Annotated in this window: 17 protein-coding genes; 4 read left to right on the forward strand and 13 right to left on the reverse strand. The window is 70.3% G+C overall.

What is annotated here, in order from left to right:
* Nucleotides 1-9: 9 nt before the first annotated feature.
* Genes ABGB18_RS01350 through ABGB18_RS01360 form a run of 3 tightly spaced genes read right to left on the reverse strand, consistent with a single transcriptional unit; the run spans nt 10 to nt 4,846 of the window.
* Nucleotides 10-2,808, reverse strand: a complete 2,799-nt coding sequence (locus ABGB18_RS01350; protein WP_347693408.1) for an AAA family ATPase — start codon at nt 2,806-2,808, stop codon at nt 10-12.
* Complete coding sequence (locus tag ABGB18_RS01355) at nt 2,778-4,484, reverse strand: 2-isopropylmalate synthase (protein WP_347693409.1); 1,707 nt, start codon at nt 4,482-4,484, stop codon at nt 2,778-2,780. Before ABGB18_RS01355 ends, ABGB18_RS01350 begins: the two co-directional genes overlap by 31 nt.
* 11 nt (nt 4,485-4,495) lie before the next feature.
* Entirely contained in the window at nt 4,496-4,846 is a 351-nt protein-coding gene (locus ABGB18_RS01360; protein WP_347693410.1) for a hydroxyisourate hydrolase, read from the reverse strand.
* A 375-nt stretch (nt 4,847-5,221) separates the two neighbouring features.
* Here ABGB18_RS01360 and ABGB18_RS01365 point away from each other — a divergent pair, with 375 nt between their 5' ends.
* Together ABGB18_RS01365 and ABGB18_RS01370 are read left to right on the forward strand one after the other, a co-directional pair.
* The gene (locus ABGB18_RS01365; protein WP_347693411.1) at nt 5,222-5,371 is read left to right on the forward strand and encodes a hypothetical protein; all 150 of its coding nucleotides are present in this window, start codon (nt 5,222-5,224) and stop codon (nt 5,369-5,371) included.
* A 274-nt stretch (nt 5,372-5,645) separates the two neighbouring features.
* Nucleotides 5,646-8,726 carry a BTAD domain-containing putative transcriptional regulator gene (locus ABGB18_RS01370; protein WP_347693412.1) on the forward strand — a complete coding sequence of 1,027 codons (3,081 nt, stop codon included), beginning with the start codon at nt 5,646-5,648 and terminating at the stop codon, nt 8,724-8,726.
* A 13-nt stretch (nt 8,727-8,739) separates the two neighbouring features.
* On the opposite strand, the gene ABGB18_RS01375 is transcribed toward ABGB18_RS01370, so the two are convergent.
* The 3 genes from ABGB18_RS01375 to ABGB18_RS01385 all read right to left on the reverse strand — a co-directional run bounded on the left by ABGB18_RS01375 (nt 8,740) and on the right by ABGB18_RS01385 (nt 11,606).
* A complete protein-coding gene (locus ABGB18_RS01375) occupies nt 8,740-10,047 on the reverse strand; it encodes a cation:proton antiporter (protein ID WP_347693414.1) in 1,308 nt (435 codons plus the stop codon).
* 258 nt (nt 10,048-10,305) lie between these two features.
* Complete coding sequence (locus ABGB18_RS01380; protein WP_347693416.1) at nt 10,306-11,361, reverse strand: GDP-mannose 4,6-dehydratase; 1,056 nt, start codon at nt 11,359-11,361, stop codon at nt 10,306-10,308.
* Between the two features lie 38 nt (nt 11,362-11,399).
* A complete protein-coding gene (locus ABGB18_RS01385; RefSeq protein WP_347693417.1) occupies nt 11,400-11,606 on the reverse strand; it encodes a hypothetical protein in 207 nt (68 codons plus the stop codon).
* Nucleotides 11,607-11,843: 237 nt separating this feature from the next.
* Here ABGB18_RS01385 and ABGB18_RS01390 point away from each other — a divergent pair, with 237 nt between their 5' ends.
* A complete protein-coding gene (locus tag ABGB18_RS01390) occupies nt 11,844-12,152 on the forward strand; it encodes a hypothetical protein (RefSeq protein WP_347693418.1) in 309 nt (102 codons plus the stop codon).
* A gap of 829 nt (nt 12,153-12,981) precedes the next feature.
* Here the strand turns inward: ABGB18_RS01390 and ABGB18_RS01395 are convergent.
* The 5 genes from ABGB18_RS01395 to ABGB18_RS01415 form a co-directional block, all read right to left on the reverse strand.
* Nucleotides 12,982-14,202, reverse strand: coding sequence for a class I SAM-dependent methyltransferase (locus tag ABGB18_RS01395; protein ID WP_347693419.1), 1,221 nt, complete (start codon nt 14,200-14,202; stop codon nt 12,982-12,984).
* Between the two features lie 86 nt (nt 14,203-14,288).
* A complete protein-coding gene (locus ABGB18_RS01400) occupies nt 14,289-15,356 on the reverse strand; it encodes a glucose-1-phosphate thymidylyltransferase (RefSeq protein ID WP_347693420.1) in 1,068 nt (355 codons plus the stop codon).
* A 3-nt stretch (nt 15,357-15,359) separates the two neighbouring features.
* The gene (locus ABGB18_RS01405; protein ID WP_347693421.1) at nt 15,360-16,769 is read right to left on the reverse strand and encodes a condensation domain-containing protein; all 1,410 of its coding nucleotides are present in this window, start codon (nt 16,767-16,769) and stop codon (nt 15,360-15,362) included.
* Nucleotides 16,770-16,775: 6 nt separating this feature from the next.
* Nucleotides 16,776-17,462: a class I SAM-dependent methyltransferase gene (locus ABGB18_RS01410; RefSeq protein ID WP_347693422.1), complete on the reverse strand. Its 687-nt coding sequence runs from the start codon at nt 17,460-17,462 to the stop codon at nt 16,776-16,778.
* A 137-nt stretch (nt 17,463-17,599) separates the two neighbouring features.
* Nucleotides 17,600-19,696 carry a peroxidase family protein gene (locus ABGB18_RS01415; protein ID WP_347693423.1) on the reverse strand — a complete coding sequence of 699 codons (2,097 nt, stop codon included), beginning with the start codon at nt 19,694-19,696 and terminating at the stop codon, nt 17,600-17,602.
* A 363-nt stretch (nt 19,697-20,059) separates the two neighbouring features.
* Here ABGB18_RS01415 and ABGB18_RS01420 point away from each other — a divergent pair, with 363 nt between their 5' ends.
* On the forward strand, nt 20,060-21,427 hold the full coding sequence (locus ABGB18_RS01420) for an FAD-dependent monooxygenase (RefSeq protein ID WP_347693424.1): 1,368 nt from the start codon (nt 20,060-20,062) through the stop codon (nt 21,425-21,427).
* Nucleotides 21,428-21,490: 63 nt separating this feature from the next.
* On the opposite strand, the gene ABGB18_RS01425 is transcribed toward ABGB18_RS01420, so the two are convergent.
* Entirely contained in the window at nt 21,491-22,975 is a 1,485-nt protein-coding gene (locus ABGB18_RS01425; RefSeq protein ID WP_347693425.1) for a tryptophan 7-halogenase, read from the reverse strand.
* A 24-nt stretch (nt 22,976-22,999) separates the two neighbouring features.
* The gene (gene cmdF, locus ABGB18_RS01430) at nt 23,000-24,625 is read right to left on the reverse strand and encodes a tyrosine 2,3-aminomutase (RefSeq protein WP_347693426.1); all 1,626 of its coding nucleotides are present in this window, start codon (nt 24,623-24,625) and stop codon (nt 23,000-23,002) included.
* Between the last annotated feature and the right edge of the window lie 3 nt (nt 24,626-24,628).

Here is a 24,628-nt window from a genome sequence, read left to right on the forward strand (position 1 = left end):
TCGAACAGGTCAGGCCTCGCGCACCGACTCCGGCACGCCCTGGCCGTCGAACCCCAGGCGCGGCAGCAGGTCGGCCCGCCCGTGGATCTCCAGCTTCCGGTAGGTCCTGGTGAGGTGCTGTTCGACCGTGCTGATGGAGATGTAGAGCCGGTTGGCGATCTCCCGGTTGGTGTAGCCGATGGCCGCCAGCACGGCCACGCGGCGTTCGGCCTCGCTGAGCGCGGCCGTCACCTCGTTGGCCAGCGGGAGCGCGATCGCGTCCACGTCCTCGCCCCGCGACAGCGCGCTGGTCAGCGGCTCCGCCCGGCACTCCTTGGTCACCGCCTGCGCCTGGGCGGCGATGAGCCCGGCCCGCCGCTGCTCGCCCAGTCCCTGGTGGGCCTCCACCAGGTCGTACAGGGCCCTGCCCAGCTCATACTTGTCTCCGCTGCGCTGCAGGAACTCGGCGGCCTGCCGGAGCAGCGCCGGACGGCTGCGCAGCTCGGAGGTGGCCGCCAGCACCCGCATCGCGATGCCCTTGGCGCGCGGCGTCTGCTGGTCGCAGCGGGCAAGCTGGGCCTCGACGAGCTGGCGGGCCTCATCCGTGCGGCCCATCCGCAGGCACGCCTCGGCGGCGTCGGCCCGCCACGGCACGAGCCCGGGCACGTCCAGGTCCCACGCGGTCATCAGCTCGCCGCAGCGCTGGAAGTCACGCAGCGCCAGCGCCGGGTAGTCGATGGCCATGCTGTAGCGGCCCCTGGCGTAGAGGTAGTGCAGGCCGTACCTGGTCTCGAACATCGCCTCGGGGATCGGCTGCTCCAGGTGGTCGGCGACGGCGTGGTAGTTGCCGGTCGCCGTCGCGGCCAGGATAAGACTGCTCAGCGGCCCGCCGACCGCGACCCCCCAGCCGCTGAAGGGGATGATGTCCAGGGCGATGCGGCCGTAGTGGTCGGCGCCCTGCATGTCCCCCTTGCGGATGGCGATCTCGGCCCGGATGGCGGCGAGCCTGGCCTGGCGGCTGGGCGAGTGGCGTGAGGAGGCCTCCACGAAGAACAGGTCGCACCAGGGCGTGGCCCGCTCGCACTGCCCCGCGTAGGTGAGGGCGAGCAGCGCGTTCTCCACGGTGTCCATCGACATCTCGTCCAGGCGCGAGCCCTCCAGGATGCGTTCGATGGAACCCATGTCCTCCTCCCGGGGACCTCTGGAGAGGACCTCGGCCAGCGCGAGCGCGGACTCCAGCCGGCGGCTGGCCGCCACCGAGGCCACGGCCGCGAGGCCGTGCTCCTTGACGGGATGCCGCAGGTGCTGCTGGAACGGGGGGTGGGTGGTGCGCAGCCACAGCTGGGCGATGACCAGCTCGCTGAGCGTCTCGGCGTCGTCGATGGCCTCGCTCTCGTTGAGCTGTTCGAGCACCTCGCGCGCGTCGTCGAACCTGCCGTGCCACAGCAGCGCGCGCGAGAGCACGATGGCGTCGCTGCCGCGCAGGCTGCCGCGGTGCATCGCGTCGGTGAGCTCGTTGAGGTGGCCGGCGGGCGCGACCGGGTTGATGCGCCACTCCGCCCGCACCAGCATGGTCATGATCTTCGCGCGGTAGGTCTCATCCGTGCACTCCCGCCAGGCCATCCGCAGGTAGGCGATGGCGTCCTCGACGTACCCGCTGCGCAGCGCGCTCCTGGCCGCCTCCTCCAGCACCGTGATCAGCCAGGGGGCACTGGACTTGCTCGCCTGCAGGAGATGGTCGGCCACCACGACGGCCGGCGCCCCGGCGTCGTAGGCCAGCTCCGCCGCCCGCCGGTGCAGGTCCATCCGCTCCTGGACGTCCATGTCCCGCAGTACTGCCGAGCGCGCCACCTCATGCCCGAACACGCCGAACCTGACCAGCCCGGTGGTGGTGAGCGCCTGCATCTCCCTGGTCACGTGGGACTGCGGGGTGCCGAGCAGCGAGGCCAGGCCGTCGGGCTCGCCCAGGATCGCCAGCCCGCGCGCCACCCTGAGCGTCTCGGGCTCGCCGCGGTGCAGGCTCGACAGGACGGCCTGGCCGTACCGGTCCGACACGACGACCTCGTTGGGCGGGCTCGCGCCCGTCCGCAGGTGGTCGCGGTAGTCGTCGGCCAGGGCCGCGGCCAGCAGCGGGTTGCCGCCGCTGAGCTGGTACCACTCGTCGATGAACCGCTCGTTCGTCGTGGTGCCGAGCCGTTCGGAGATCAGCGACATCACGCCGCCCCGCGAGAGCGGTTCGAGCCGGATGTGCCGGCACTGCGGCTGGCGCAGCAGCTCCGTCTGGAAGAAGTTCTCGCTCTGACGCTGCTGGTCAGGATGGCTGAAGACCATCACCATCCGGGTGGCGCGCACCCGGCGGGCCAGGTAGGCCAGGCACAGCAGGGACGCCCGGTCGGCGTGCTGCGCGTCGTCCACCGTGATCAGCAGGGGATAGCGGTCCGCCAGCTCCAGCAGAACCGTGCACAGGGCGTGCACGATCTGGGCGTCCACCTGCTGGAGCGCGCCCGCCTGGAAACCCGACGACATCGCGCTGCGCGATCCCTCGGTCAGCAGTCCGAGCGCCCTGTCGCGTTCCTCGGAGACGAGCGGGGCGTCCTGCAGCAACTGGCTGAGCACGCCCATCGGGATGTCCTGCTCCATGCGCGAGCCGGTGGCCGTGATGGACAGCACTCCCAGGTCGATCGAGCGCTCGGCGAGGGCGTGCAGCAAGGCGCTCTTGCCGCTCGCGACCGGGCCACTGAGCATGGCCACGCCGCCCTTGCCCAGCACCGCGTGGGCGAGCAGTTCTTCGAGGACGTTCAGTGACTCGGTTCGTTCGACCAATTCCATGATCCACCTCCGGTGGCGGCCACACGTGACCCCGCCCGGACCAGGGCCGAGCACACGGCCGACAGCGCGGCTGTCTCGATATCGCATTCCAGGCCGACGCCCCAGAAGGAACGCCCGCCAACGTGACATTCGGCGTAGACCGCCGTGTCCATGCGCGACTGCCGACCCGCCCGCTCCGTGTGGTGCACGGCGCGCAGGTCGAAGCCGCGTTCGGTGAGCATCCGGCGGACGCGCTCGACGGCGTCCACCCGGTCTGGCCCGGAGTCGAAGCCCCCGCCGTCCACGTACAGGACCGTGGTCATGGGCTCGTCGTCCGGTTCGGGGAGCTCCGGGGTCTCGGGGGCCCGGACGTACTCGCGCTGGAACATGCCGAGGATCCGGCCCGGGGAGATCTCGCCGCCCTCGGCGTCGGCCCGCGTCTGGACCAGGCCGGCGAATTCCACCAGCAGGTCACGCGGCGGCTGGAGTCCCCGCCACTGGCCCAGGACGTAGGCCAGCCCGCCCTTGCCCGACTGGCTGGTGATGCGTACGACGGTCTCGTACGTACGGCCCACGTCGCGCGGGTCCAGCGGCAGGTACGGCACCCGCCACGGCATGCGGTCGACCCGCGTCTCCGCCGCTTCCGCCGCGGCCGCCATGGCGTCGGAGGCCTTCTTGATGGCGTCCTGATGAGAGCCGGAGAAGGAGGTGTAGACCAGGCTGCCGCCGTAGGGATGGCGCGGGTGCACGGGCAGCCCCGTGGCCTGCTCCACGGTGCGGCGGATGCCGACGAGGTCGGAGAAGTCGAGCCCCGGGTCGATGCCGTGGGTGAACAGGTTCAGGCCCAGCGTGACCAGGTCCACGTTGCCCGCGCGCTCCCCGTTGCCGAACAGGCAGCCCTCGACGCGCTGGGCACCCGCCAGCACGGCCAGTTCCGCGGTGGCGACCCCGGTGCCGCGGTCGTTGTGCGGGTGCACCGACAGGCAGACGTGCTCGCGCCTGGACAGGTTCCGGTGCAGCCACTCGATCCGGTCGGCGAACACGTTGGGCATGGTGCGCTCGACCGTCGTGGGGAAGTTGAGGATGATCTCGCGGTGCTCGTCCGGCTGCCAGAGGTCCATGACGGCCTCGCAGACCTCCAGGGCGAACTCGGGCTCGGTCTCCGCGAAGTGCTCGGGGGAGTACTGGTAGGCCACGTCGCAGCCGGGGAGGAGGCGTTCGGCGTATTTCATGACCAACCGGGTGCCGTGGACGGCCAGGTCCTTGCATTCGTCGCGGCTCATCCCGTACACCATCCGCCGGAAGAACGGCGAGGTGGCGCTGTACATGTGTATGGTCGCCCGCGGCGCGCCTTCCAGGCTCTCCGCGGTTTTCCTGATCAGCTCGTCCCTGGCCTGGACGAGCACGGTGATGCGGACGTCGTCGGGGATGAGCTCCCGATCGATGAGCGTGCGCAGGAAGGCGTGGTCCGACTGGCTGGCGACCGGGAAACCGACCTCGATCTCCTTGAATCCCATGCGGACGAGCAGGTCGAACATCGCCTGCTTGCGGGCCGGGGACATCGGCCTGGCCAGGGCCTGGTTGCCGTCGCGCAGATCGGTGGAGAGCCAGCGAGGCGCGGTGGTGATGGTGGCGTCGGGCCATGCCCTGTCCGTCGGGGGCAGGGGATCTGGAGCGCTGTAGCGGAAGGACTTCACTGTGAACACCGTTACCCGTGCGAGCCGAAATACGTGGAGTAGGCGTGCGGTGACAGGAGGAGCTGGAGCCTGATCCGGATCTCGTCCGGACCGCTGTCGTCCTGCATCCGGAACATCACGGAGATCTCCGGGTACGCGGCGCTGAGCCCCAGGGTGACGAAGTATCGGTCGCTGTCGAAGATGATGCGGTACAGCCCGCGGGCGAACGCCCGCTCACGCCATGCCTTGACGTAGCCGTCCTCGTCGGTCTCCGCCTCCGCTTGCACGCGCCAGCCGCTGAGCCCGGCGTGTTCGAGGCGTGCCCTGATGCCGGCCGCCGACCTTCCGTAGACGCTGTCCAGCGCTTGAACGGCTATGCCCATCTCGAGGCCACCTATCCTCCTGAGTTCCCAGCGGGTCTGGCTCCGCCTGCCTCTTGCTGCCCGGGTGCCGCCGCTCTGCGGAGGTCCACCCGGGCCTGCGTCGAATGTCGCGGGCCGCACTATCGGATCGCCTTCGCCGCGCTATCCCCGCGGCCGTGCCGCCATCGAGCGGCGATCACCGCGCTGTGGTCGCGAAACGTCCCGCCGGCGCGGCGTCCTGGCCGGAAAATCCCCGCGAAAACGCTTCTGACCTGCGTTGATATCGATGCGGAAGAGATCCAATAAGGAGCGGATGGGCCGGCTTGTGACTGTGACGGCAGTTCACCTGATCGGAAGCCAACGGGGCTTACCGGGCGAGGCAGAGGCAGGCAGAAAATGAGCAAGCGACTCAGCGTCAAGGCCGTCGGAATCGTCCTCATCACCGTGATCGCCGGCACCGGCGGGATGGCCGTAGCCGGCGCGATCACCGCCGGTGCGGCGAACGCTGCCCCTCTTCCCTGCGGGGAGCCCTGGCACACGTGCTGATCACTGGCCGGTCGGAGGTGTGGGGCCTCCGGCCGGTTCGCGGTCCAGCCATCGGCCGGAGACCTGAGGTCTCCGGCCGATTGGTGTTCCCGGTTGAGTTGATAACTGGTGAACTATCCTGCAGGCTAGCTGGTGCCCCAATGCAGTAAGTTGTACGATCGCGCAAAACTATACATTGGCGGTGCTCAATGGATCACCTGGGCTTCTCGCTCAGGGGGAGGTGACCGTTTCCGACTGCTCCCCCGGCTAATGGAGTTTGCCTCAAGGAGTATGCGTGGAATTTCGCATTTTGGGGGTACTTGAAGTCTCTGTTGCTGGACAGCAATTGGATCTTGGAGGAGTCAGGCAGCAGACGGTCCTCGCAGCTCTGGTCCTCGAGGCGAATCGCACGGTCACCGTCGGTCGCCTCATGGAGGCGATTTACGGAGACGACCCGCCGAACACCTCACGGGCCCAGGTGCAGATCTGCATCTCGGCGCTCCGGCGCATGTTCGCCACCCACGCCGGTCCAGAAGTCATCGTCACCCGGCCGCACGGTTACGCGATCCAGGTAAACCCCGAGCAAATCGATGCCCACCATTTCGAGAAGCTCCTGACGAAGGCTCGCCGGGCCCGGGAAGGCGACAGCCTGGAGGAGGCGATCAGGCACTACCGCGAGGCTTTGTCGCTGTGGCGCGGCTCCGCCCTCGACGGCATCGACAGCCGGGTCGTGCAGTCGGCCGCGGGCCTGCTCAACGAGCGCCGGATCTCCGCGAACGAGGACTGCATCGACCTTGAGCTGGACCTCGGCCGGCACCACGAGCTGGTGGGCGAGCTGACCGGCCTGGTCGAGGAGCACCCCCTGCGCGAACGGCTCCGCGGACAGCTCATGCTGGCCCTGTATCGCTCCGGCCGGCAGGCGGAGGCGCTCCAGGTCTACCGCGACGGCCGAACCATGATGATCGAGGAACTCGGCATCGAGCCCAACGAGCGCCTCCAGCAGCTCGAACATGCGATCCTGACCTCCGCCGAGAGCCTCGACGTACCCAGGGCACAACAGCAGCAGTCCCCGGCGGCACCGCCACCCCCCAGCCCCGGAGTGCCGAACGTCCCCGCCATGCTGCCGACCGACATCGCCGACTTCACCGGCCGGACGCAGGAGGTCGACCAGATCCGCAGGATGCTGGCCGGCTACGACACGGTCCGGCTGGCCGTGCCGATCATCGTCATCGGGGGCAAGGCCGGGGTGGGCAAGACCACGATCGCGGTGCACGTGGCCCATCTCCTCGCCGAGTCCTTCGAGGGCGGCCAGCTCTTCGCCGACCTGCACGGCGGGATCGCCCGCCCGGTCACCCCGATGCAGGTGCTCGGGCGGTTCCTGCGGGTGCTGGGCGTGCCGGGCAACGCGCTGCCCGAGGAGCTGGAGGAGCGGGCGGAGATGTACCGGACGCTGATCGCCGACCGGCCGATGCTGATCGTGCTGGACGACGCGGAGAGCGAGAGCCAGATCAGGCCCCTGTTACCGGGCAACCCGGCCTCATGCGTGATCGTCACCAGCCGATCCAGGCTGGCGGGGCTGGCCGGGGCGACCCACGTGGACGTGGGCGTCTTCGAGGCCCCGGAGGCCGTGGACCTGCTCGCCCGCATCGCGGGGTCGGAGCGGGTGCTGTCGGAGGCCGAGCACGCCACGGCGCTGGCCGAACTGTGCGGGCAGCTCCCCCTGGCGCTGCGCATCGCGGGAGCGCGCCTGTCCGCGCGCCCGCACTGGAGCGTCGAGCAGCTCGCCGACCGGCTCCAGGACGAGACCCGCAGGCTGGACGAGCTCCAGCACGGCGAGATGGGGATCAGGGCCAGTATCTCGCTGACCTACGACGGCATCAGCGAGGAGGCCAGGCGGCTCTTCCGCCGGCTGGCGATCCTCGACACGCACGTGTTCTCCGCGTGGATCAGCGCGGCGCTGCTGAACAAGCCGCTGCACGACGCGCAGGACCTGCTGGACGACCTGGCGGACGCGCAACTCGTGGAGCTCACCGGTCGCGGGCACGGCGTGCACGCCCAGTACCGCCTGCACGACCTCATCCGGGTGTTCGCCAGGGAGCGGCTGGCCGCCGAGGAGCCGGCGGGGGAGCGCAGCGCGGCGCTGGCCAGGGTGCTCGGTGCCCTGCTCGCGCTGACCGACGCGGCCAGGCTCCAGGAGTACGGCCTCGACCTGCGCGTCCTGGACGCCTCCGCGTACTGGTCGCTGCCCCAGAACCTGGTCCAGAAGCTGGTCGCGCAGCCGATCCAGTGGTTCGAGCGGGAGCGCGCCACCATCGTCTCGGCCATCAGGCAGGCGGCCCAGGCCGGCTTCGTCGAGCTGTGCTGGGGGCTCGCGGTGACCGCCGAGCAGTTCTTCGAGTCGCGGGTCTACCTGGACGACTGGCGCGAGATCCACGAGGTCGCGCTGGAGGTCACCAGGCAGGCGAGGGACAAGCGGGGCCAGGCCGCGGCCCGCTACTCCATCGGGGCGCTGGCCATCACCGAGCAGCGTTTCGTCGACGCCAGGCGCAACTTCAGGCTGGCCCTGGAGCACTCCCGCGAGGTGGGCGACGCGCTGTGGACCGCCAGGGTGCTGCACAACCTGGGCCTGCTCGACCGGCTCAACGGCCGCATCGAGGAGGCCTCGAACCACTACGAGGAGGCGCTGGCGATCTTCCGCAACTCCGGGCACGAGGGGGAGCTGGCCTACGTTCTGCACAGCCTCGCCCAGCTCCGGCTGGACTGCGAGGACATCGACGGTGCCAAGCTGCTGCTCGCCGAGGCCCTGGTACGCAGCAACGCGCACGGCGGCAGGAGGGTGCGGGCCCAGGTGCTCTACCGGATCGGGATGACCCATCTGCGGGCCGAGGAGTATCCGGTGGCCGCGGAGGCCTTCGAGCAGTCGCTGACCGCGACCCGTGACATCAGCGATCCGGTGGGCGAGGCGTACAGCCTGATCGGGCTGGGCGTCAGCCACCTGCGCCGGGGGGCGCTCGGCGAGTCCGAGACCGTGCTGCGCCGCGCGCTCGCGGTGGCCGACACCTACAACCAGCGCCTGGCCAAGGCGCAGGTCCTGAGCTCGCTCGGGGAGCTGGCGCTCGCGGACGGCGACCCGAGGCAGGCCGTGGCCATCTTCCAGCAGGCGGCCACGCTGTTCCGCAAGATGCAGATGCCCTTCTACGAGGCCAAGGCCCTGGTCCTGGTGCAGAACGCGGTGCTGAGCACCGACGACGAGCAGGCGGGCGAGGAGGCCAGGACCCGGGTGCAGGAGCTGATGAAGGGGCTGGACACGGCCCTGTCCGAGCAGCTCCAGGAGCAACTGGACGCCGCTCGGGCCCAGGAGCTGGACAAGCCCTGACGGTTGTCGGGCTTCAGAAGGCCGCTTCGCTCGCGTACTCGCTTTCCCGGGCCTTCTCCTCGGTGGTCGGCTTGATGCGCGCCATCGCCATCCGCAGGATGGGCGGCGCCATCAGCGAGGTGACGATCGCCACCAGCACCACGATGGTGTACGCCTCGACGGTCAGGATGCCCAGGCGCAGCCCGACCATGGCCACCACGATCTCGATCACACCACGCGCGTTGAGCCCGGCTCCCAGCGCCAGCGCCTCCCATGAGGAGTGACCGGTCAGCTTGGCCCCCGCATAGACGCCGAGGAACTTGCCCAGGATCGCGATCGCCAGCACCGCCAGCCCTGCCAGCAGCACCGGGAGTTCGGCCAGCGAGGTCAGGTCCATGCGCAGGCCCGCGGAGGCGAAGAAGATGGGGGCCACACCGGACAGCACGACCGTGCGCAGCGAAACGATCTTGGCCGGGTTGACGCGCCCCGCGGAGCCGATCAGCACACCGCAGACGAAGGCTCCGAGCACCGCCTCCAGGCCCAGGGCATGGGTGCCCGCGGCGGACAGCAGGATGAGGGCGACCGCGATGGCGACGGTCGGTCCCGGGTCGGCCGACCTGGAGGCCAGCCGCAACGCGTGGCTCACGATCAGGCGGCCGAGCGTGAACGCGACGATCACCACGACGGCGAGGTAGGCCAGCGAGGAGAGCACGGTGCCCGCGGTGACCGCGCCGATGCTCAGCGCGCTGACGACGGACAGCATGAACCAGCCGAACGCGTCGTCGATCACTCCGGCCGTCAGGGTGAGCTGCCCGATGTCACGGTGCAGCATCTTCAGGTCCAGCAGCGCCTTGGCGATCACCGGGATGGCGCTCACGCACATCGCCACGCCCATGAACAGCGCGAAGACGAGCGGGTCCGTGCCCGGCGGAAGCAGGTTACGCGGCAGCAGGAAACCCAGGGCGATGCCGAACCCGAGGGGCACGACCAGCCCGCCGATACTGATCCCGGCGGCGGTCCTGCCGAAGCGGCGGACCAGCCCCGTGTCCATGTAGATGCCGGTCAGCCCCACCAGGAGCAGGACGCCGATCTGCCCGACGGCGTCGAGCAGGTGGAACTGGGCGGGATCGGCGGGGAAGAGCCAGGTGTGGAGGTCCGGCGCCACGTGGGCCAGGAACGAGGGTCCCAGCACTACCCCGACGAACAGCTCTCCGACCACGGCCGCCATCCCGAGCCTGGTCGCCAGGCGACCGAACAGGTGGGCCAGCAGGAGGAGCAGACCGAGCTGGAGGAGGAGGACCAGCAGGTTGTGCGCGGCGATCGGCGCGACAGGCGCGTTCACACGACCTCCTTGTTCGGTACGCCCTCCGGGGTCGCGAGGTCACCATCCCCGCCGACCCCGATCGGGATCCGAGTCCCGCCCGCGTCGCGAACGGGACGGGTCCCGCGTGCTGTTTCTCATCGGCACCCCAAGAGGGGGACACCCCATGATGGCTCGCGCGGGGCTTGAGGATCACCTTTCAGGGTGCCGGACCGCACCGAGCCGGCGCCGGGACGTCTGCCCGGGCGGCCAGCGTGACGACGGTCACTGCGACGGCGGTCAGGCCGCGATGGTGGTGAGGACCCTGGCCGCCTGGGGCTCCTGGGTCGCGTTGTGCGGGGCCGCGCTCCGCTTGAGGGGCGCCCACCAGGCCCGGTTCTCCCGGTACCACGCCACGGTCTCGGCGAGCCCGGTCTCGATGTCCTTACCCGGCCGGTAGCCCAGCTCGGTCCGGATCTTGGTCCAGTCGACCGAATGGTGCGGTGCACGGCGGGCGTGCCACCCGGAGAATCCCTCCATGTCCCAGCTCGCGTCCCACTGGGCGCGCCCGCCGGCTCCGCACGCTTCGAGCACCAGGCCGGTCAGCTCCCCGAAGGTGAGCTCCGTCCCGCCGCCGATGTTGTAGACCTCGCCGGGGCGCCCGGCGGTGCGGATCAGCTCGATTCCCTGGACGTGGTCGTCGGCGTGCAGCCAGTCGCGAAGGCCCAGCCCGCCGCCGTACCAGGGGATCTCGGCGCTTTCCAGCAGGGTGGTGATGATCCGCGGGATCAGCTGGTGGGGCGGCTGGTGGTGGCCGTAGGTGCCGGAGGAGCGGCTCACTCGCACGTCGAGCCCGTAGGTGCGGTGGTAGGCGAGCGCGAGCAGGTCGCCGGCGGCCTTCGTGGCCGCGTACGGGGTGCCGGGGGTCAGGGGCTGCGACTCGGGCCAGGGCCCGTCCTCGGCGAAGCCGTAGACCTCGTGGGTGGAGACGTGGACGAACCTCCGTAGTCCCGTCCGCAGGGCCGCGTCGAGCAGGACCTGGGTGCCGGTGACATTGGTCGCGATGAATTCGGAGGTGTTCGCGACCGGGTGGTCCGCGTGCGACTCGGAGGCGAAGTGGACGACCTCGTCATGCTGGGCCACCAGCGCGTTGACCAGGGCCGGGTCCCTGACGTCGCCGTGGACGAAGGCCAGGCGGTTGTCCGCGAGCACCGAGTCGAGATTGGCCAGATTTCCGGTCTCCGTCAGTTTGTCGAGCACGGTCAGCCTGATGTTCTCGTTTTTCGCGAGCAGAGTGCGTACGTAATGGGATCCGATGAAGCCCGCCCCACCCGTGACCAGAATCCCCAAGCCCATTTGATTCGCCTCCCACTTTACCGGGCGCCGGTTTGTGATTAGTCCCAGGTGCTGTCGTCGGTGGTGGCGTTGAGGGTGTCCCAGGTGCTGTCGTCGCTGGTGCTGACGCTGGAGGTGCGGTCCCAGGTGCTGTCGGCGGAGGCGGGCGTGGCGTTCAGGGTGAAAATTCCGGCGATGATTCCGGCGCCGACGACGAGCGAGAGGCGAGAAATGCTGCGGGCCTTGGCGGTGGCGGTGATGTTCATTTCTTCGGTCCTTCGGGAGTTGTTTGTGTTTTGTTCTCGCACAACCAACTCTGCGCTTTCGGCAATCGCCGATCCAGGCAAATCGGAGGCAGTAAGCTGCCCCGGCGCTTCCGCTTGCTGCCAACGGGTCCCCCCGAGGGAGAGCACGGAGGCGTGCAGCGCCCGGGACCTGGGACTTCGTGTGTAGGTTAGGGCGCCGCGCGCGCCCGTACCCCTTGCGTAAGGAGCGCGGAAGAGATGACAGAGGTCGCCGCCGGACGCGCGGCACAGCAGGGCAACATCATCGAGAGTGGGATAGCCGCCTGGGCCAGGGCCGTCCAGCAGTTGGGCGCCCACTGGTCGCTGGCGCAGTCCTCCTCCTCCGAGGTGGTCGAAGCGGCCAGGCACGCCACCGGCGCCGCCATGAGCGAGGCCGCGCTGAACACGAACTACGAGCTGACGGACGAGGAGGCGCTCAACGAGGACATGATCCTCGCGCGCCTGGCGGAGGCGAGCCTGCGGTCCAGCCCCTGGTTCGCGGCCGTGAGCGTGTTCGGCGACAGGTGACAGGAAGCAGTCGGCGGCGAGCAACTTGCTGCGCCCGAATCACCTGGTCCGCGAGCCTGCCAGGCCGCACCGTTGATCGTGACGCCAGGTGCTCGTCGCCACCCGACCAGACAGAAGGAGCACATCATGCGACAGGTCCGGATCCGGCCACGCAAACCAGTTCGGCGCGACGAGCGCCAGCCGGACAGGCGAACCCCCTCGGGACGGCAACTGCCCTATTGAGGGCCGCGCGAGGGCACGAGGCGGTGCCGCTCACCCGAGCGGCACCGCAGAGCCGGGAGAAGCGCCGGCCGCCCCGGTGCCGCCCCTTCCGTGAGGCGGCCGCCCCGCCGCCTCGCGCCGGTGACATGGAAGCCGCGAACCGGGGGCGGCGCGGCACCCGCCGGAGCGACTTCCTCGCGGGTGCCGTCGCGGCGGGCCCGCCGGCACACCGGCCACCGCTGCCGGGCGCCCGCCCCCTGGTCGCGCATCCGTTGGGGACGACCCGGTGCAGCGGGGAGACGCCGTCAGTGTGTGACAGCGTTGATGGGGCGGGGGCTCGAACCGATCGGTCAGGCCGGTCGGCGTCTCAAGGGCCGGGACAGTGGCCGTGGCGCCGCGTGGGGGGCGGTGGTCCGGGGTGCCCGCGGGGGCAGGTGGCTCAGAGGCTCATCGACTGGGTGCGGCCGGTGGCGCGGCCCGGGGGCGTCCGTACGGCGCTGCGGGACGGCGGGAGTGCCCTGCGCGACATTCGGCCCGCTCCCGGGCTCGTCGGGAGCGGGCCGGCGTCGGTGCGTTCATATGATGGCCCGCTCACGGGCTCGTCGAAAGCGGACCGGCGCTGGTGCGTTCATACGATGCGCACCTCGGGGACATAAAGGATCCAGCGGCCACCTCCCTTTCGGAATTCGCGCTCCTTCGCCATGATCTCGTCCGCGTGGTCCCACGCGAACAGGAGCGCGTAGTCGGGATAAGGGTCTGAGAAAGCCTTCGGCGAGCGGATCGGGATATGCGATCCCGGCGTCAGCCTCCCGTGCTTCACCGGGCTGCCGTCGATGACGTAGGGGACGAGGTCGGGCCCGATGCCGCAGTAGGTGGTGACGGTGGCGCTCTTGGAGGTGGCGCCGTACCCGACCACCAGCTTTCCGGAGTCGTGCAGCTCGCGCAGCAGCGTGCGCAGCTCGTCGCGGGCGCGCTGGACCCGCTCGGCGAAGGCCGGCATCGTGGCCGGGTCGCCCAGTCCCTGGGCGCGCTCCTGGGCGAGGAACTCGCCGACGTTGATGTTCTGGGGGCGGACCCCCGGCCGCGCGAGGGTGTAGCGGATGGACCCGCCGTGCACCGGCAGGCGCTTGGCGTCCACCAGCTCGAAACCGTGGAGGGCGGCCGCCGCCTGCACGGAGCGGACCGTGAAGAGATAGAAATGCTCGTCGTAGATCTGGTCGAAGCGGGTGTGCGCCACGATGTCGCCCAGATAGCGGTCCTCGACGACGAAGACGCCGCGCTCGGAGAGCAGCGCGTCCACGCCGCGGAGGGCCGAGGGGAGGTAGGGGAGGTGGCTGAGGGTGTTGGCCGAGTAGATGACGTCCGCGGGCCCGTGGGTGGCGCGGATCTGCGTGGCCGTGTCCTCCTCGAAGAAGTCGACGAGCACCTCGACGCCCTTGTCCTCGGCGATCTCGGCGGCCCGCGGGCACGGGTCCACGCCGAGATGCGCCACGGCACCCTCACTGATCGTCTTGAGGAAGATGCCGTCGTTGCTGCCGATCTCCACGACGAACCGGCCGGCACCGGCCAGCTCGTGGTTCAGGAAACGCTGGGCGAGGCGTTCGAAATGCTTGCGCATGACCGGCGACCCGGACGACCGGTACGGGTAGCGCGGGCCGAACACCAGGTCCCGGGAGACCTCACCGAGCTGCTGCACCATCGTGCACGACGCGCAGATCCCCACCGTCAGGTCGAAGGACGTCTCCCTGCCGGCCTCGGCGGGCTTCAGGAACGCCTTGGACAAGGGTTGGCGGCCCAAATCCAGGAACTGTTGGACCGCGCCGCCACAGATACGACAGATGTGCGTCATACGATGCAGCCTTTCCGACCGGATGGAATTCCCATCTGAAATCCAGCGTGCCCCAGCGGGCGCCTCCCCGGCATATTCGATTGTGCCTAGGCCGCTATCTCGATCCGTCCGTGGTCGCCGATGACCAGGCGGTGGTGCACCTCGCCGCGGTCGCCCGCGCCGACGGTGGCGTGCCGCCCGATGAGTGACCCGCGTACACCGGTGACCTGGGAGATCGACGCGCCGTCCAGCACGATGGAGTCGGTCAGCCCGGCCGAGTGCACCGTGCAGTCGCGGCCGATGGAGGTGTTCGGCCCGATGTAGCTGTCCTCGATCACCGTGCCCGCGCCGATGACCACCGGCCCGGCGATCCACGAGCGCACCACGTGGGCCCCCTCGGCGATCGAGACCTCGCCCTGCAGCCGGCTGACGGAGTCGACGTGGCCGGCCACGTCCCTGCGCAGCTCGCTGAGCAGGCGCGCGTTGCACTCCAGCAGGTCCTCGATCCGCCCGGTGTCCTTCCAGTAGCCGTGGTACACGCTGGCCTTGACGTCCTTGCCGCTCTCCACCAGCCACTGGATCGCGTCGGTGATCTCCAGCTCGCCCCGCGCGCTCGGGCTGATGGCCGCCACCGCCTCGTGCACCGCGGGGGTGAAGAAGTAGACGCCGATGAGCGCGAGATCGCTGCGCGGCTGTTCGGGCTTCTCCACCAGGCGCAGCACGCTGCCGTTCGGCTGGAGTTCGGCCACCCCGAACGAGCGGGGGTCCGCCACCGAGCGCACCAGGACCTGCGCGGCGGGCCGCCGCAGGCGGAACTCCTCGGCCACCTCGCCGAGGCTGCCCAGCAGGATGTTGTCACCCAGGTACATGGCGAAGTCCTCGTCGCCGAGGAAGTCGCGGGCCACGCGCACGCAGTGGGCCAGGCCGCGCGGATGGTCCTGGCGCAGGTAGGTGATGCGCTGGCCGAAGCGGGACCCGTTGCCGACGGTCTCGGCGATCTCCGTGGCCCAGTCGCCGACGATCAGCCCGACCTCGGTGATGCCGATGTCGAGGATGCCGCGCAGCACGTGTTCGAGGACCGGCGTGTTCGCCACCGGCATGAGCTGCTTCGGCATGGAGTAGCTGAAGGGACGCAGCCGGGTCCCCGACCCCCCGGCCAGGACGAGAGCCTTCATTCGTCAGATCCGATCCAGCGGGCGGTCAGGGTCGCACACCGTGTGCTTGAGCACGCGGACGAACTCGTCCACGATCGCGATCATGGACGACTCGTCGAACTGGGCTTTCACGTAGCCGAGCTTGCCGACCATGCCCCCCGACGCCTGGAGCTCCAGCGCCCACAGCGCGCCGTCCGGGATCTCCGAGCCGAGGGAGTGCGACAGCAGCCGGCGCCGCATCGCGGTGAACTCCAGCCCGGCCACCGCCTCGCCGCCCATGATGAACGGGGACTGGACGACCTCGAACCCGCACGAGGTGTAGTCGTCCTCGGTGACCGAGTCCATCAGCTCGGGGGCCTCCTCCATGAGCTCCAGGAAGGAGATCTCCTGGGCGTAGGCCTCCAGGCAGGTCTGCCTGGCCCGGCCGACCACGTCGCGGAAGTCGGCGCAGCCGGTGATGTCGGTCCGCAGCGGCAGGAAGTTGCTGAAGGAGCCGACGATCTCGTGCGTCCAGGGTTCGCGCCGGCCCAGGGTGAAGGTGGGCAGCACGATGTCTCGCTCGCCGGTGACGCGGTGGAGCAGCACCGTGTAGGCCGCCATCAGCAGCATGAATGGCGAGCAGCGCAGCTTGCTCGACAGCCGCAGCGTCGCCGCCCGGTATTCCTCGGGCACCAGGAAGCGGTACCAGGCGCTGTCGCAGGGCGCCCCGGCGACCCGAGGCCGGTCCATCTTGATGCCGGTCATGCGGGCGCCGCGCAGCTTCTTCCGCCAGTACGCGCGCGCCGTCCGCACGGACTCGGTGTCCGCCTGGCCGCGCTGCCAGGTCACGAACTCCCGGTACTGCCGGGCGGGCGCCAGGTCGGGCGTACGGCGCTCCACCCTGGCCGCGTAGCACGTGGCCAGGTCACGCATGATGACCTGGATCGACCAGCCGTCCACCTGCGTGTGGTGGGCCGCGACCGCGAGCACCGCGTCCTCGTCGTCGAAGCGGCCGAGCACCGTCCGCATGACCGGGACCTCGCGCATGGTCAGCGTGCCCGCCTCGATCTCGTTGACGAACTCCTCCGCGACCCGGTCACGCGAGCCGGGATCGTCCGCGGCCAGGCTCCTGACCTGCATGTTCACCGGAAGCGGCGGCAGGACCCGCTGGTAGGAGTCCTCCTCGGCGCGGACGATCGTGCTGCGCAGCGCCTCATGCCGGGCGACCACGTCGTCCAGGGCGCCCTGCAGCGCCTCGACGTCCACCCGGCCGCTCAGCCGCCAGCCGCCCACGATCGTGTAACGCGGGCCGAACGGGCCGGCCTCGTCGCCCATGTCCACCAGGCGCAGGAAGTCCTGCTGGTAGGAGAGCGGGACGCGGTCCACGCCGCCGTTCGCGCCGGCGGAGAGATCGGCTGTGGGAACGGGAGCCTTCCAGAGCGAGGTCTCGACCATGTTGCCTCATTTCTTCCTGGCGATCGTGAACCCGTCGGCCACGGGCAGCATCACCGTCTCCAAGCGGTCGTCGGTGGCGAGCGCGGCGTTGAACGTACGCATCGTCTCGGCGCACCGGCGCATCAGCGTGTTCTCGGCCAGCTCCGGGTCCATGACGTAGCCGTCGAGCAGCACGTTGTCGGCCAGCAGCAGGCCACCGCCGCGCAGCAGGGGCACGGCCCGCTGGTAGTAGGTGACGTAGTTCATCTTGTCGGCGTCGAGGAAGATGAGGTCGGCCTCGCCCTCGGGCAGCTCGCTCAGCGTCTGGCCCGCGGGGCCGAGACGGAACTCGATGCGGTCCGTCACCCCGGCCCGATCCCAGTGTTCCTTGGCGATGTCGAGCCACGTGTCGGTCACGTCGCAGGTGATCACCTTGCCGCCCGGCGCCAGGCCGCGGGCGAGTGCCAGCGCCGACAATCCGGTGAACGTGCCGACGTCCACGATCACCCTGGCCGACACCAGCTTGGCCAGGAGCGTCAGCAACGTCGACTGCTCGACCGGCACCATCATGCCCGAAGCCGCTCCGACCGTGAGGGTGCGCTCCACCAGGCTGCTCACCACAGGGTCGGGTGGTGTGCAGGACCTGAGCAGGTAGCCGCGCATGGCCTGGTTGATCGGTACGTGCTTGACCTCGGCGGACCCTAGGCTCGTCATGTCCCCTCCCCCTGGTCGTAAGCCCTTCCAATGTGATCGGCGGGCCGTACGGATCGCATCTCTGGTGTTGCGCTGTGCGGGACGGCGCCCCGTCCCGATCACCCGCGGGCGGGGCCGCCCGCGGGTGGGTACGGCGGTCAGGAGCCGGGCGGGCGGAAACCCGCGGCGGCCTCGGCGCCCTTCCTGGTGCCCGGGCCGGCCGGTGCCTGCCCGGCCCGCGCCTTGGTGCGCGTGTCCACCTCGGCGGGCCTGCCCCGGACGGGGGCCTCCTGCGCGAGGAACACGTTGCTCGCCATCGCGCCGCGCGGGATGTCGGTGTTCAGCGCGATGAGGTCGCCGAGCGAGTGGCGGTAGTCGATCCCGAAGAGGACCTTGACCCAGTGCAGCATCGGGTCGTTGGCGTAGAAGAAGCGGTCGCCGTCGCGCAGCGCGGCGAACTGCTTGCGCCAGATCGCGAGCTGCGTCTCGCCGAAGTCCCGGCCGGGCAGGTTGGGCTCCGCGCTCATGCCGACGAACGCGTCCACCTTGCCGACATCCTGGTAGATGGCCTTGAGCCGGGCGGCCAGCGGCGTCCGCCGCACCCCGCGGGTGGCGTCGTCGGCCTCGAACGTGGTGGGGTTGCCCGCGGCGTCGTACAGCGCCGTGAAGTCCAGGCTGTCCGGATCGTCGATCTCGGCACCCGGCGTCAGCTCGGGGTCGGCGGGGAACGCCTCGGACTGCTCACCGGTGATCGCCTTGAACGAGGACTTGGCGGGCAGGCCGTACGCGGCGCGGAGCTGGTTGTAGGTCGGCATGCCGTGGTCGCGCCCCCGCTCGATGTCGACCGCGGCCAGGTCGTTGAAGCCCGTGACGCACTGCGGCAGCTCGGGGTCCTCCCGGCAGGCCGGGTCGCCGGACAGCTCGAACGGGAAGCTGCGCAGCAGGTTGTCGATCTGCTCGTCGTTCTTGGCCTGCGGGCGCCGGCCGATGCCCTCCAGCAGCGGGCCGAGCTGGATCGCTTCGAGCAGGTCGGGACGGAAGAAGGCGTCCTCGCCGAGCGGGACGACGAGCTCGACGTCGTCGCCGTCGACCGTGACCGTCACGCCCATGCTCCTGAGGGAGTCCAGCGTGGCCTGGCTGTAGCGGCCGGCCGCGGACTCGATCACGAACTTGCCGCGGATCTGGCTGTGCCCGCGGAAGCCGACCGTGGCGAACTCGTTGGTCACCTCGGTGTTGACCGTGGGCTTGTACCCGCTGTACGGGGGCAGCGACACGCCGAGCGCGGGCAGGTACTCGTTGTAGGTGATGTACTGCTGCTCCGCGATGACCACGGCCCTGGCGATCTGGAACTTGTCCTCCTGCGACAGCCAGCCGGGCAACGCGGCGACGATCCTGTTGTGCTCGCGGGCGAAGAGCGTCTGCGTCGCGAGCAGCGCGGGATTCTCGTTGGCCCGCTGGTCGCCGGCGACCGCCGCCTTGAACGGGGTGTTGACGAGGTGGCCGCCCACCACCATGGAAGGTGAGGCCTCCGGGTTGCCGCGGCTGTCCCTGCGCGGCAGGTAGTCGCCCGGCATCAGCAGCCGCGCCTGGTTGTTGGCCGGGTCGCCGTCCACGCTGCCCTCGCGCATCCAGTCGAGACGCGCGTCGGTGTTGCTGTAGACGGCGGCGGCGTTGAGGTAGGAGCTGATCTGGTTGATGCTCTCACGCGGGACGGTCACGCCGGTGCCCGGCGCCGGGATGGAGCGCTCGAAGAAGAGCATGCCCAGCCGGTTGGGGAAGGACTCCAGCGGGTCGTCGACGTTCACCGGGATGTTGGCGGTCTCGCCGGGCTCGCCGGACTGCCGCCGGCCCAGCCGCAGCGCGAACGTGTGGTCGACGAACTGGCCCCAGACGAACGCCCACTGGCTGACGCCGCGAGGGGAGTACAGGACGGTGCCCGTGTCGTTGACGATGCGGTTGCTCACGTACCGGGGGTTGGGGCCGGAGACCGGCTGGCCCACGCCGTCGGCGTAGTTGGCGGGCGCCACCCGGGGGTAGATCTTGCCGGCTTGGCCCCAGTCGGGGTGAGCCTTGTTGTTGCCCGCGCCGCTGAGGCTCTGCACCTCCCAGATGCCCAGGATGGTCCCGGAGGCGTGGGCGCGGTGGGCGTACGCGGTGTCGGTCACGCTCAGCCCGCTGGCGACGGCCAGCGCGGCCAGCGCGAGCGCCCCCGTACGGCGGGTTCGATGGCGGACGGAACGTGCGAAGCCAGGCATGGTGTTCTCCTTTCATCACACCCGCTGTCCGCCGCCCCGGTGCAGTCTCCCTCCGTGCCCGGCCTGGCACACCTCCCAGCGTGCGGCGCGCGGTGCGCACGACAGGAGATGCGCCGTCCGCCTGCCCGGATGACGATCGGGGAAAGGTTTGCCCGGTGCACCCGCGGGTCCGCACCCCGAATGCCCGCCCGGTCGCCCGGCGGCCTCCACGCACTGAGGAGGTTTCCGCGACCCCGCATGTCACGCCGCGCATCCTTCACATCACATGCCGCATATCAAGCCGCGCATCCTCCATGCGGCCATCGCGCACGTATGGCCGAGGCGCATGGCACCCCATCGGGAACCTCAGGTGAAAGGGAGCTCATGAGCAGCCAGGTCGGAGATCGTGTCGTGGTGCTCGGCGGGAGCATGGCCGGGATTCTGGCCGCCCGCGTGCTGGCCGAGTCGTATAGGAATGTCGTGGTTGTGGACCGTGACACGGTGCTGGGAGTGAGCGGGCCGCGCAAGGGCGCGCCGCACACCCGGCACGCCCACGGCCTGCACGCCCGCGGCCACCTCATCCTGGAGGAGCTGTTCCCCGGGCTCACCCAGGAGCTGACCGACGCCGGCGTGCCCACCGGCGACCTGGGGGAGATGCGCTGGTACTTCAACGCCAGGCGGCTGCGGCCCGCCCGTACGGGGCTGACCTCGGTGACCGCGCCGCGCCCCGTGCTGGAGCACCACGTACGCACCCGGGTGGCGGCCCTGCCGAACGTGACCTTCATGGAGCGCCACGACATCCTCGGGCTGATCGCCACCCCGTCGCGCGACCGGGTCATCGGCGCGCTGGTGCAGGCGCGGGCCGAGGGGAGCGTGCCGGAGTCGCTGGAGGCGGACCTGGTGGTCGACGCCACCGGCCGCGGCTCGCGTACCCCCGTCTGGCTGGAGGAGTTCGGTTACGAGCGGCCCGTGGAGGAGCGGGTCAAGGTCGGCCTGGCCTACACGACGCGCCACTACCGGATCCGGCCGGAGATGTTCCGCGGCGTGCAGTCCATCAACCCGGTGGCCTCTCCCGCCCACCCGCGCGGCGCCTTCTTCGGCCAGGTGGGGCGGGACGTCTGCATCCTCTCGCTGACCGGGATCCTCGGTGACCACCCGCCGACCGAGCCCGGGGCGTTCATGGAGTACGTCAGGTCCCTGCCGGTGCCCGACGTGTACGAGGCGGTCCACGACGCCGAGCCGCTGGACGAGCCGGTGTCGTTCCGCTTCCCCGCCAGCGTGCGGCGCCGCTACGAGCGGCTGACCCGCTTCCCGGACGGGCTGCTGGTGATGGGCGACGCGGCCTGCAGCTTCAACCCCGTCTACGGGCAGGGGATGAGCGTGGCCGCGCTGGAGTCCCTCATGCTCCGGGAGCACCTGCGCCGGGGTGTCGAGCCGCGGCCGCGGCCCTTCCTGGCCGACGTCGCCCGCGTGATCGACACGCCGTGGGACATCTCCGCCGGCGGCGATCTCGACTTCCCGGGGGTCGAGGGGCGGCGCACGCTCAAGGTCCGGATGGGCAACGCCTACATGGCGCGCCTGCAGTACGCGGCCACCAAGGACGCCAAGGTGACCGACGGGTTCATGCGCGTGGCCGGGCTCATGGACCCGCCCCAGGCGCTCATGCGGCCGCCCATGCTCCTGCGGGTCCTGCGGCACGCCGTCCTGCGGCCGGAGCCCGGCCGGTCCTGGCAGGCCGCCGACGCGAGATAAGGACGACACAAGAAGCGCCGCCCCTCAGCCGGAGCCGGGGGGCGGCGCTTTCGTGCGGGGCGGTCAGGCGGCCGGCGCCGTCCAGTGCATGCCGTCGAGCGAGGGGACCAGCCCGCCCTCCCGCATCGGCAGCACCTCGTCCACGTTCTCGCCCATGGCGGCCTGCACCTGGATCCGGGCGCCCGCCTTGACGACCGACCGGGCCAGCGAGGCCTGCAGCAGGTTACGGTCCTCACCCTGGGCCAGCACCGGCGACTCCACGATCTCCGTGAGCTCCTGGAAGTCGCGCCGCTCGATGTAGGAGCCCGCGTTGATCAGCGCGGTCTCGCCGGAGGCGCCCCCGCCCACCAGCTCCACGAACGCCTCGATCTCGGTCGCGGTGTGGTGCGTGACGCGCTTGGCCTTCCAGAAGTACGACTCCTCGTCCTGGTGCATGTCGTAGAACGCGACCAGGAAGTCGTGGAACAGGGCGTACTCGTGGCGGTAGCGCGCCTCGTACTCCTCGAACGCGGCCTGCTCCGCCGACGGGTCGCGCAGCGCGGTGTTGACGGAGCGGGCCGCCATCAGCGCGCTGTAGGTGGCCAGGTGGACGCCCGAGGAGAAGACCGGGTCGATGAAGCAGGCCGCGTCGCCGACCAGCACCATGCCGGGCCGCCAGAAGCTCTCCTTGGAGTAGGAGTAGTCCTTGCGCACCCGGATCTCGCCGTACGGGCCGCTGTCGACCAGGCGGGCACCGGTCAGGTAGTCCGCGATCAGCGGGCACTCGTCGACCAGGCTCAGCAGCGCCTGCTCGCGGTCGCCCTGGACGCGCTCCAGCTCCTCCTGCCGCAGCACCGCCCCCACACTGGTCAGCTCCTCGGTGAGCGGGATGTACCAGAACCAGCCCGCCTCGAAGGCGGCGGCCAGGATGTTGCCCTGGTTGGGCGGCGGCATCCGCTTGCCGCCCAGGAAATAGCCGAAGAGCGCGATGTTGCGGAAATACTCGGAGTACACCCGCTTCCCACCGACTTTGGGGTGGATACGGCTCTTGTGGCCCGAGGCGTCCACGACATGGCGGGCGAGCACGGTGTGCCGGACGCCGTCCTGGTCGGCGAAGCGCACGCCCGTCACCCGGCCGTCCTCCTCCACGACGTCCAGCACCGAGCACTGCTCGCGGACCTCGACGCCCTTGGCACGGGCGTTGTCGAGCAGGATCTGGTCGAACTTCATCCGCTCGACCTGATAGGCGGTCGCCCCCTCGCCGGCGAACTTGGGGGAGATGGCGAAGGCGAACGTCCACGGCTCGGGATTGCTGCCCCACCGGAAGGTGCCCCCGCGCTTCACCGTGAACGCGGCCCGCTCCAGCTCCTCGGTCACGCCCAGCAGCTGGCAGACGCCGTGCACGGTGGACGGCAGCAGCGACTCCCCGATCTGGTAGCGCGGGAACCGCTCCTTCTCCAGCAGCAGGACCCGGTGTCCCCGCAGGGACACGAGTGTCGCCACCGTCGCCCCGGCGGGGCCGCCGCCGACCACGACGGCGTCGTACTCAAGCGTGGTCTCGGTTGGCACGTTCGGCCTCCTTCGTGACGGGGATCAGCGCAGCTCGGCGCCGCTGGCGTTGACGGCCGCGAGCGGCTCGCCCCGTGTCAGCGCCGCGGACATCGTCTGGATGTCGTCGGACATGTACCGGTCGGCGTCCAGCTTGGGGACGAGCGCGCGCACCGATTCGTAGGCGGCCTTGGCGGCCGGGCTCAGCCGGTCGTAGCGTCCCGAGATGTCCACCGCCTGGGCGGCGGCCAGATACTCCAGCGCCAGGATCGTGTTGTTGTTCCCCAGGACCCGGCGCGCGTTGCGGGCCGAGATCAACCCCATGCTGACGATGTCCTGGTTGTCGCCGTTGGACGGCACGCTCTGGGTGCTGGCCGGGGCTACCGTCCTGTTCTCCGCCACCAGCGCGGTGGCCGGGTACTGCGCACCCGCGAACCCGCTGTTGAGCCCGGGATCCCCCGCGACGAGGAACTCGGGCAGCCCGTAGCTGAGGTGCCTGTTCAGCAGCCGGTTCGTCCGCCGTTCCGACAGCACGCCGAGCTGGGTGAGCGCGATCGTCACGAAGTCCATCACGAACGCGACCGGCTGGCCGTGGAAGTTCGCGCCGTGGAAGATCTCCTGCCCCTCGAAGAACAGGGGGTTGTCGTTGGCCGAGTTAAGCTCGATCTCGATCGTCTCGGTCGCCCGGTAGAGGGTGTCGCGCACGGCCCCGAGCACCTGCGGGACGGCCCGCAGCGAGTAGGCCTTCTGCAGGTAGTGCGGGCTGCGCTGGACGACGTCCTCGGTCCGGTCGTCCTGCACCAGGCGGCGCAGGCTCGCGTGGTCCACGGTGAGCTCGCTGTCCCGCATCAGGATCCGCATGTTGGCGGCCGTGTCGATCTGCCCGCGGTGCGGGCGGGCCACGTCGTGGCCTTCCGGCAGGAAGGGGCTGGTGGAGCCCTGCAGGGTCTCGATCACCAGCGCGGAGACGATCTCGGCCTGCCGTACCTGGGTCATGGCCCGGCCGACCACCAGGGAGCCCAGGCCGGTCATCCCGGACGTGCCGTTGATCAGCGCGAGCCCCTCCTTGAAGCGCAGCTCCAGCGGCTGGATGCCGCGCGCCCGCAGCAGCTCCGCGGCCTTGACCCGGCCGCCGTCGCGCAGGAAGTAGCCCTCGCCGATGACCGTGCTGGCGATGTGCGCCAGCGTGGACAGGTCGCCGCTGGCGCCCAGCGAGCCGATCTCCGGGATGGCGGGGGTGATGCCCTCGTTGAGGTAGAGCGCCAGCCGCTCGACCACCTGCGGCCGCACCGCGGAGTGCCCCTTGGCCAGCGCGTTGAGGCGGGCCAGCAGGATCGCCCTGGCCTCGTCCTCGGCGAACAGCGGCCCGACGCCGGCGCTGTGGCTGCGGACCAGGTTGGTCTGGAGCTCCACCTCCTTCTGGGTGCCGACCAACATGTAGATCATCTCGCCGAAGCCGGTGGTGACCCCATAGATCGGAATGTCCTGGCGGGCGATGTCCTCGAAGATCCGCCGGCTCTTGGTGGTCCTGTCCTTGACGTCCGGGCCCAGCTCGCAGGGAGCGCCGAGCTCGGCGACCCGCCGGACGCCCGCGATGTCCAGGCTCTCACCGTCAATGCTCACCGGCTGCCCGGCGCCCTGCTCGGTCACGTCGGCCTCGGCTAGCGTCAAATC

Source organism: Nonomuraea sp. B12E4, from assembly GCF_039871825.1.
Taxonomy (GTDB): domain Bacteria; phylum Actinomycetota; class Actinomycetes; order Streptosporangiales; family Streptosporangiaceae; genus Nonomuraea.

Bases quoted from the DNA above. Each gene is read 5' to 3' on its own strand.
- ABGB18_RS01410 (WP_347693422.1), bottom strand. From the start codon at position 17,462: ATGACGAGCCTAGGGTCCGCCGAGGTCAAGCACGTACCGATCAACCAG.
- ABGB18_RS01390 (WP_347693418.1), top strand. From the start codon at position 11,844: ATGACAGAGGTCGCCGCCGGACGCGCGGCACAGCAGGGCAACATCATC.
- ABGB18_RS01380 (WP_347693416.1), bottom strand. From the start codon at position 11,361: ATGGGCTTGGGGATTCTGGTCACGGGTGGGGCGGGCTTCATCGGATCC.
- ABGB18_RS01420 (WP_347693424.1), top strand. From the start codon at position 20,060: ATGAGCAGCCAGGTCGGAGATCGTGTCGTGGTGCTCGGCGGGAGCATG.
- ABGB18_RS01400 (WP_347693420.1), bottom strand. From the start codon at position 15,356: ATGAAGGCTCTCGTCCTGGCCGGGGGGTCGGGGACCCGGCTGCGTCCC.
- ABGB18_RS01405 (WP_347693421.1), bottom strand. From the start codon at position 16,769: ATGGTCGAGACCTCGCTCTGGAAGGCTCCCGTTCCCACAGCCGATCTC.
- ABGB18_RS01360 (WP_347693410.1), bottom strand. From the start codon at position 4,846: ATGGGCATAGCCGTTCAAGCGCTGGACAGCGTCTACGGAAGGTCGGCG.
- ABGB18_RS01415 (WP_347693423.1), bottom strand. From the start codon at position 19,696: ATGCCTGGCTTCGCACGTTCCGTCCGCCATCGAACCCGCCGTACGGGG.
- ABGB18_RS01395 (WP_347693419.1), bottom strand. From the start codon at position 14,202: ATGACGCACATCTGTCGTATCTGTGGCGGCGCGGTCCAACAGTTCCTG.
- ABGB18_RS01350 (WP_347693408.1), bottom strand. From the start codon at position 2,808: ATGGAATTGGTCGAACGAACCGAGTCACTGAACGTCCTCGAAGAACTG.
- ABGB18_RS01365 (WP_347693411.1), top strand. From the start codon at position 5,222: ATGAGCAAGCGACTCAGCGTCAAGGCCGTCGGAATCGTCCTCATCACC.
- ABGB18_RS01385 (WP_347693417.1), bottom strand. From the start codon at position 11,606: ATGAACATCACCGCCACCGCCAAGGCCCGCAGCATTTCTCGCCTCTCG.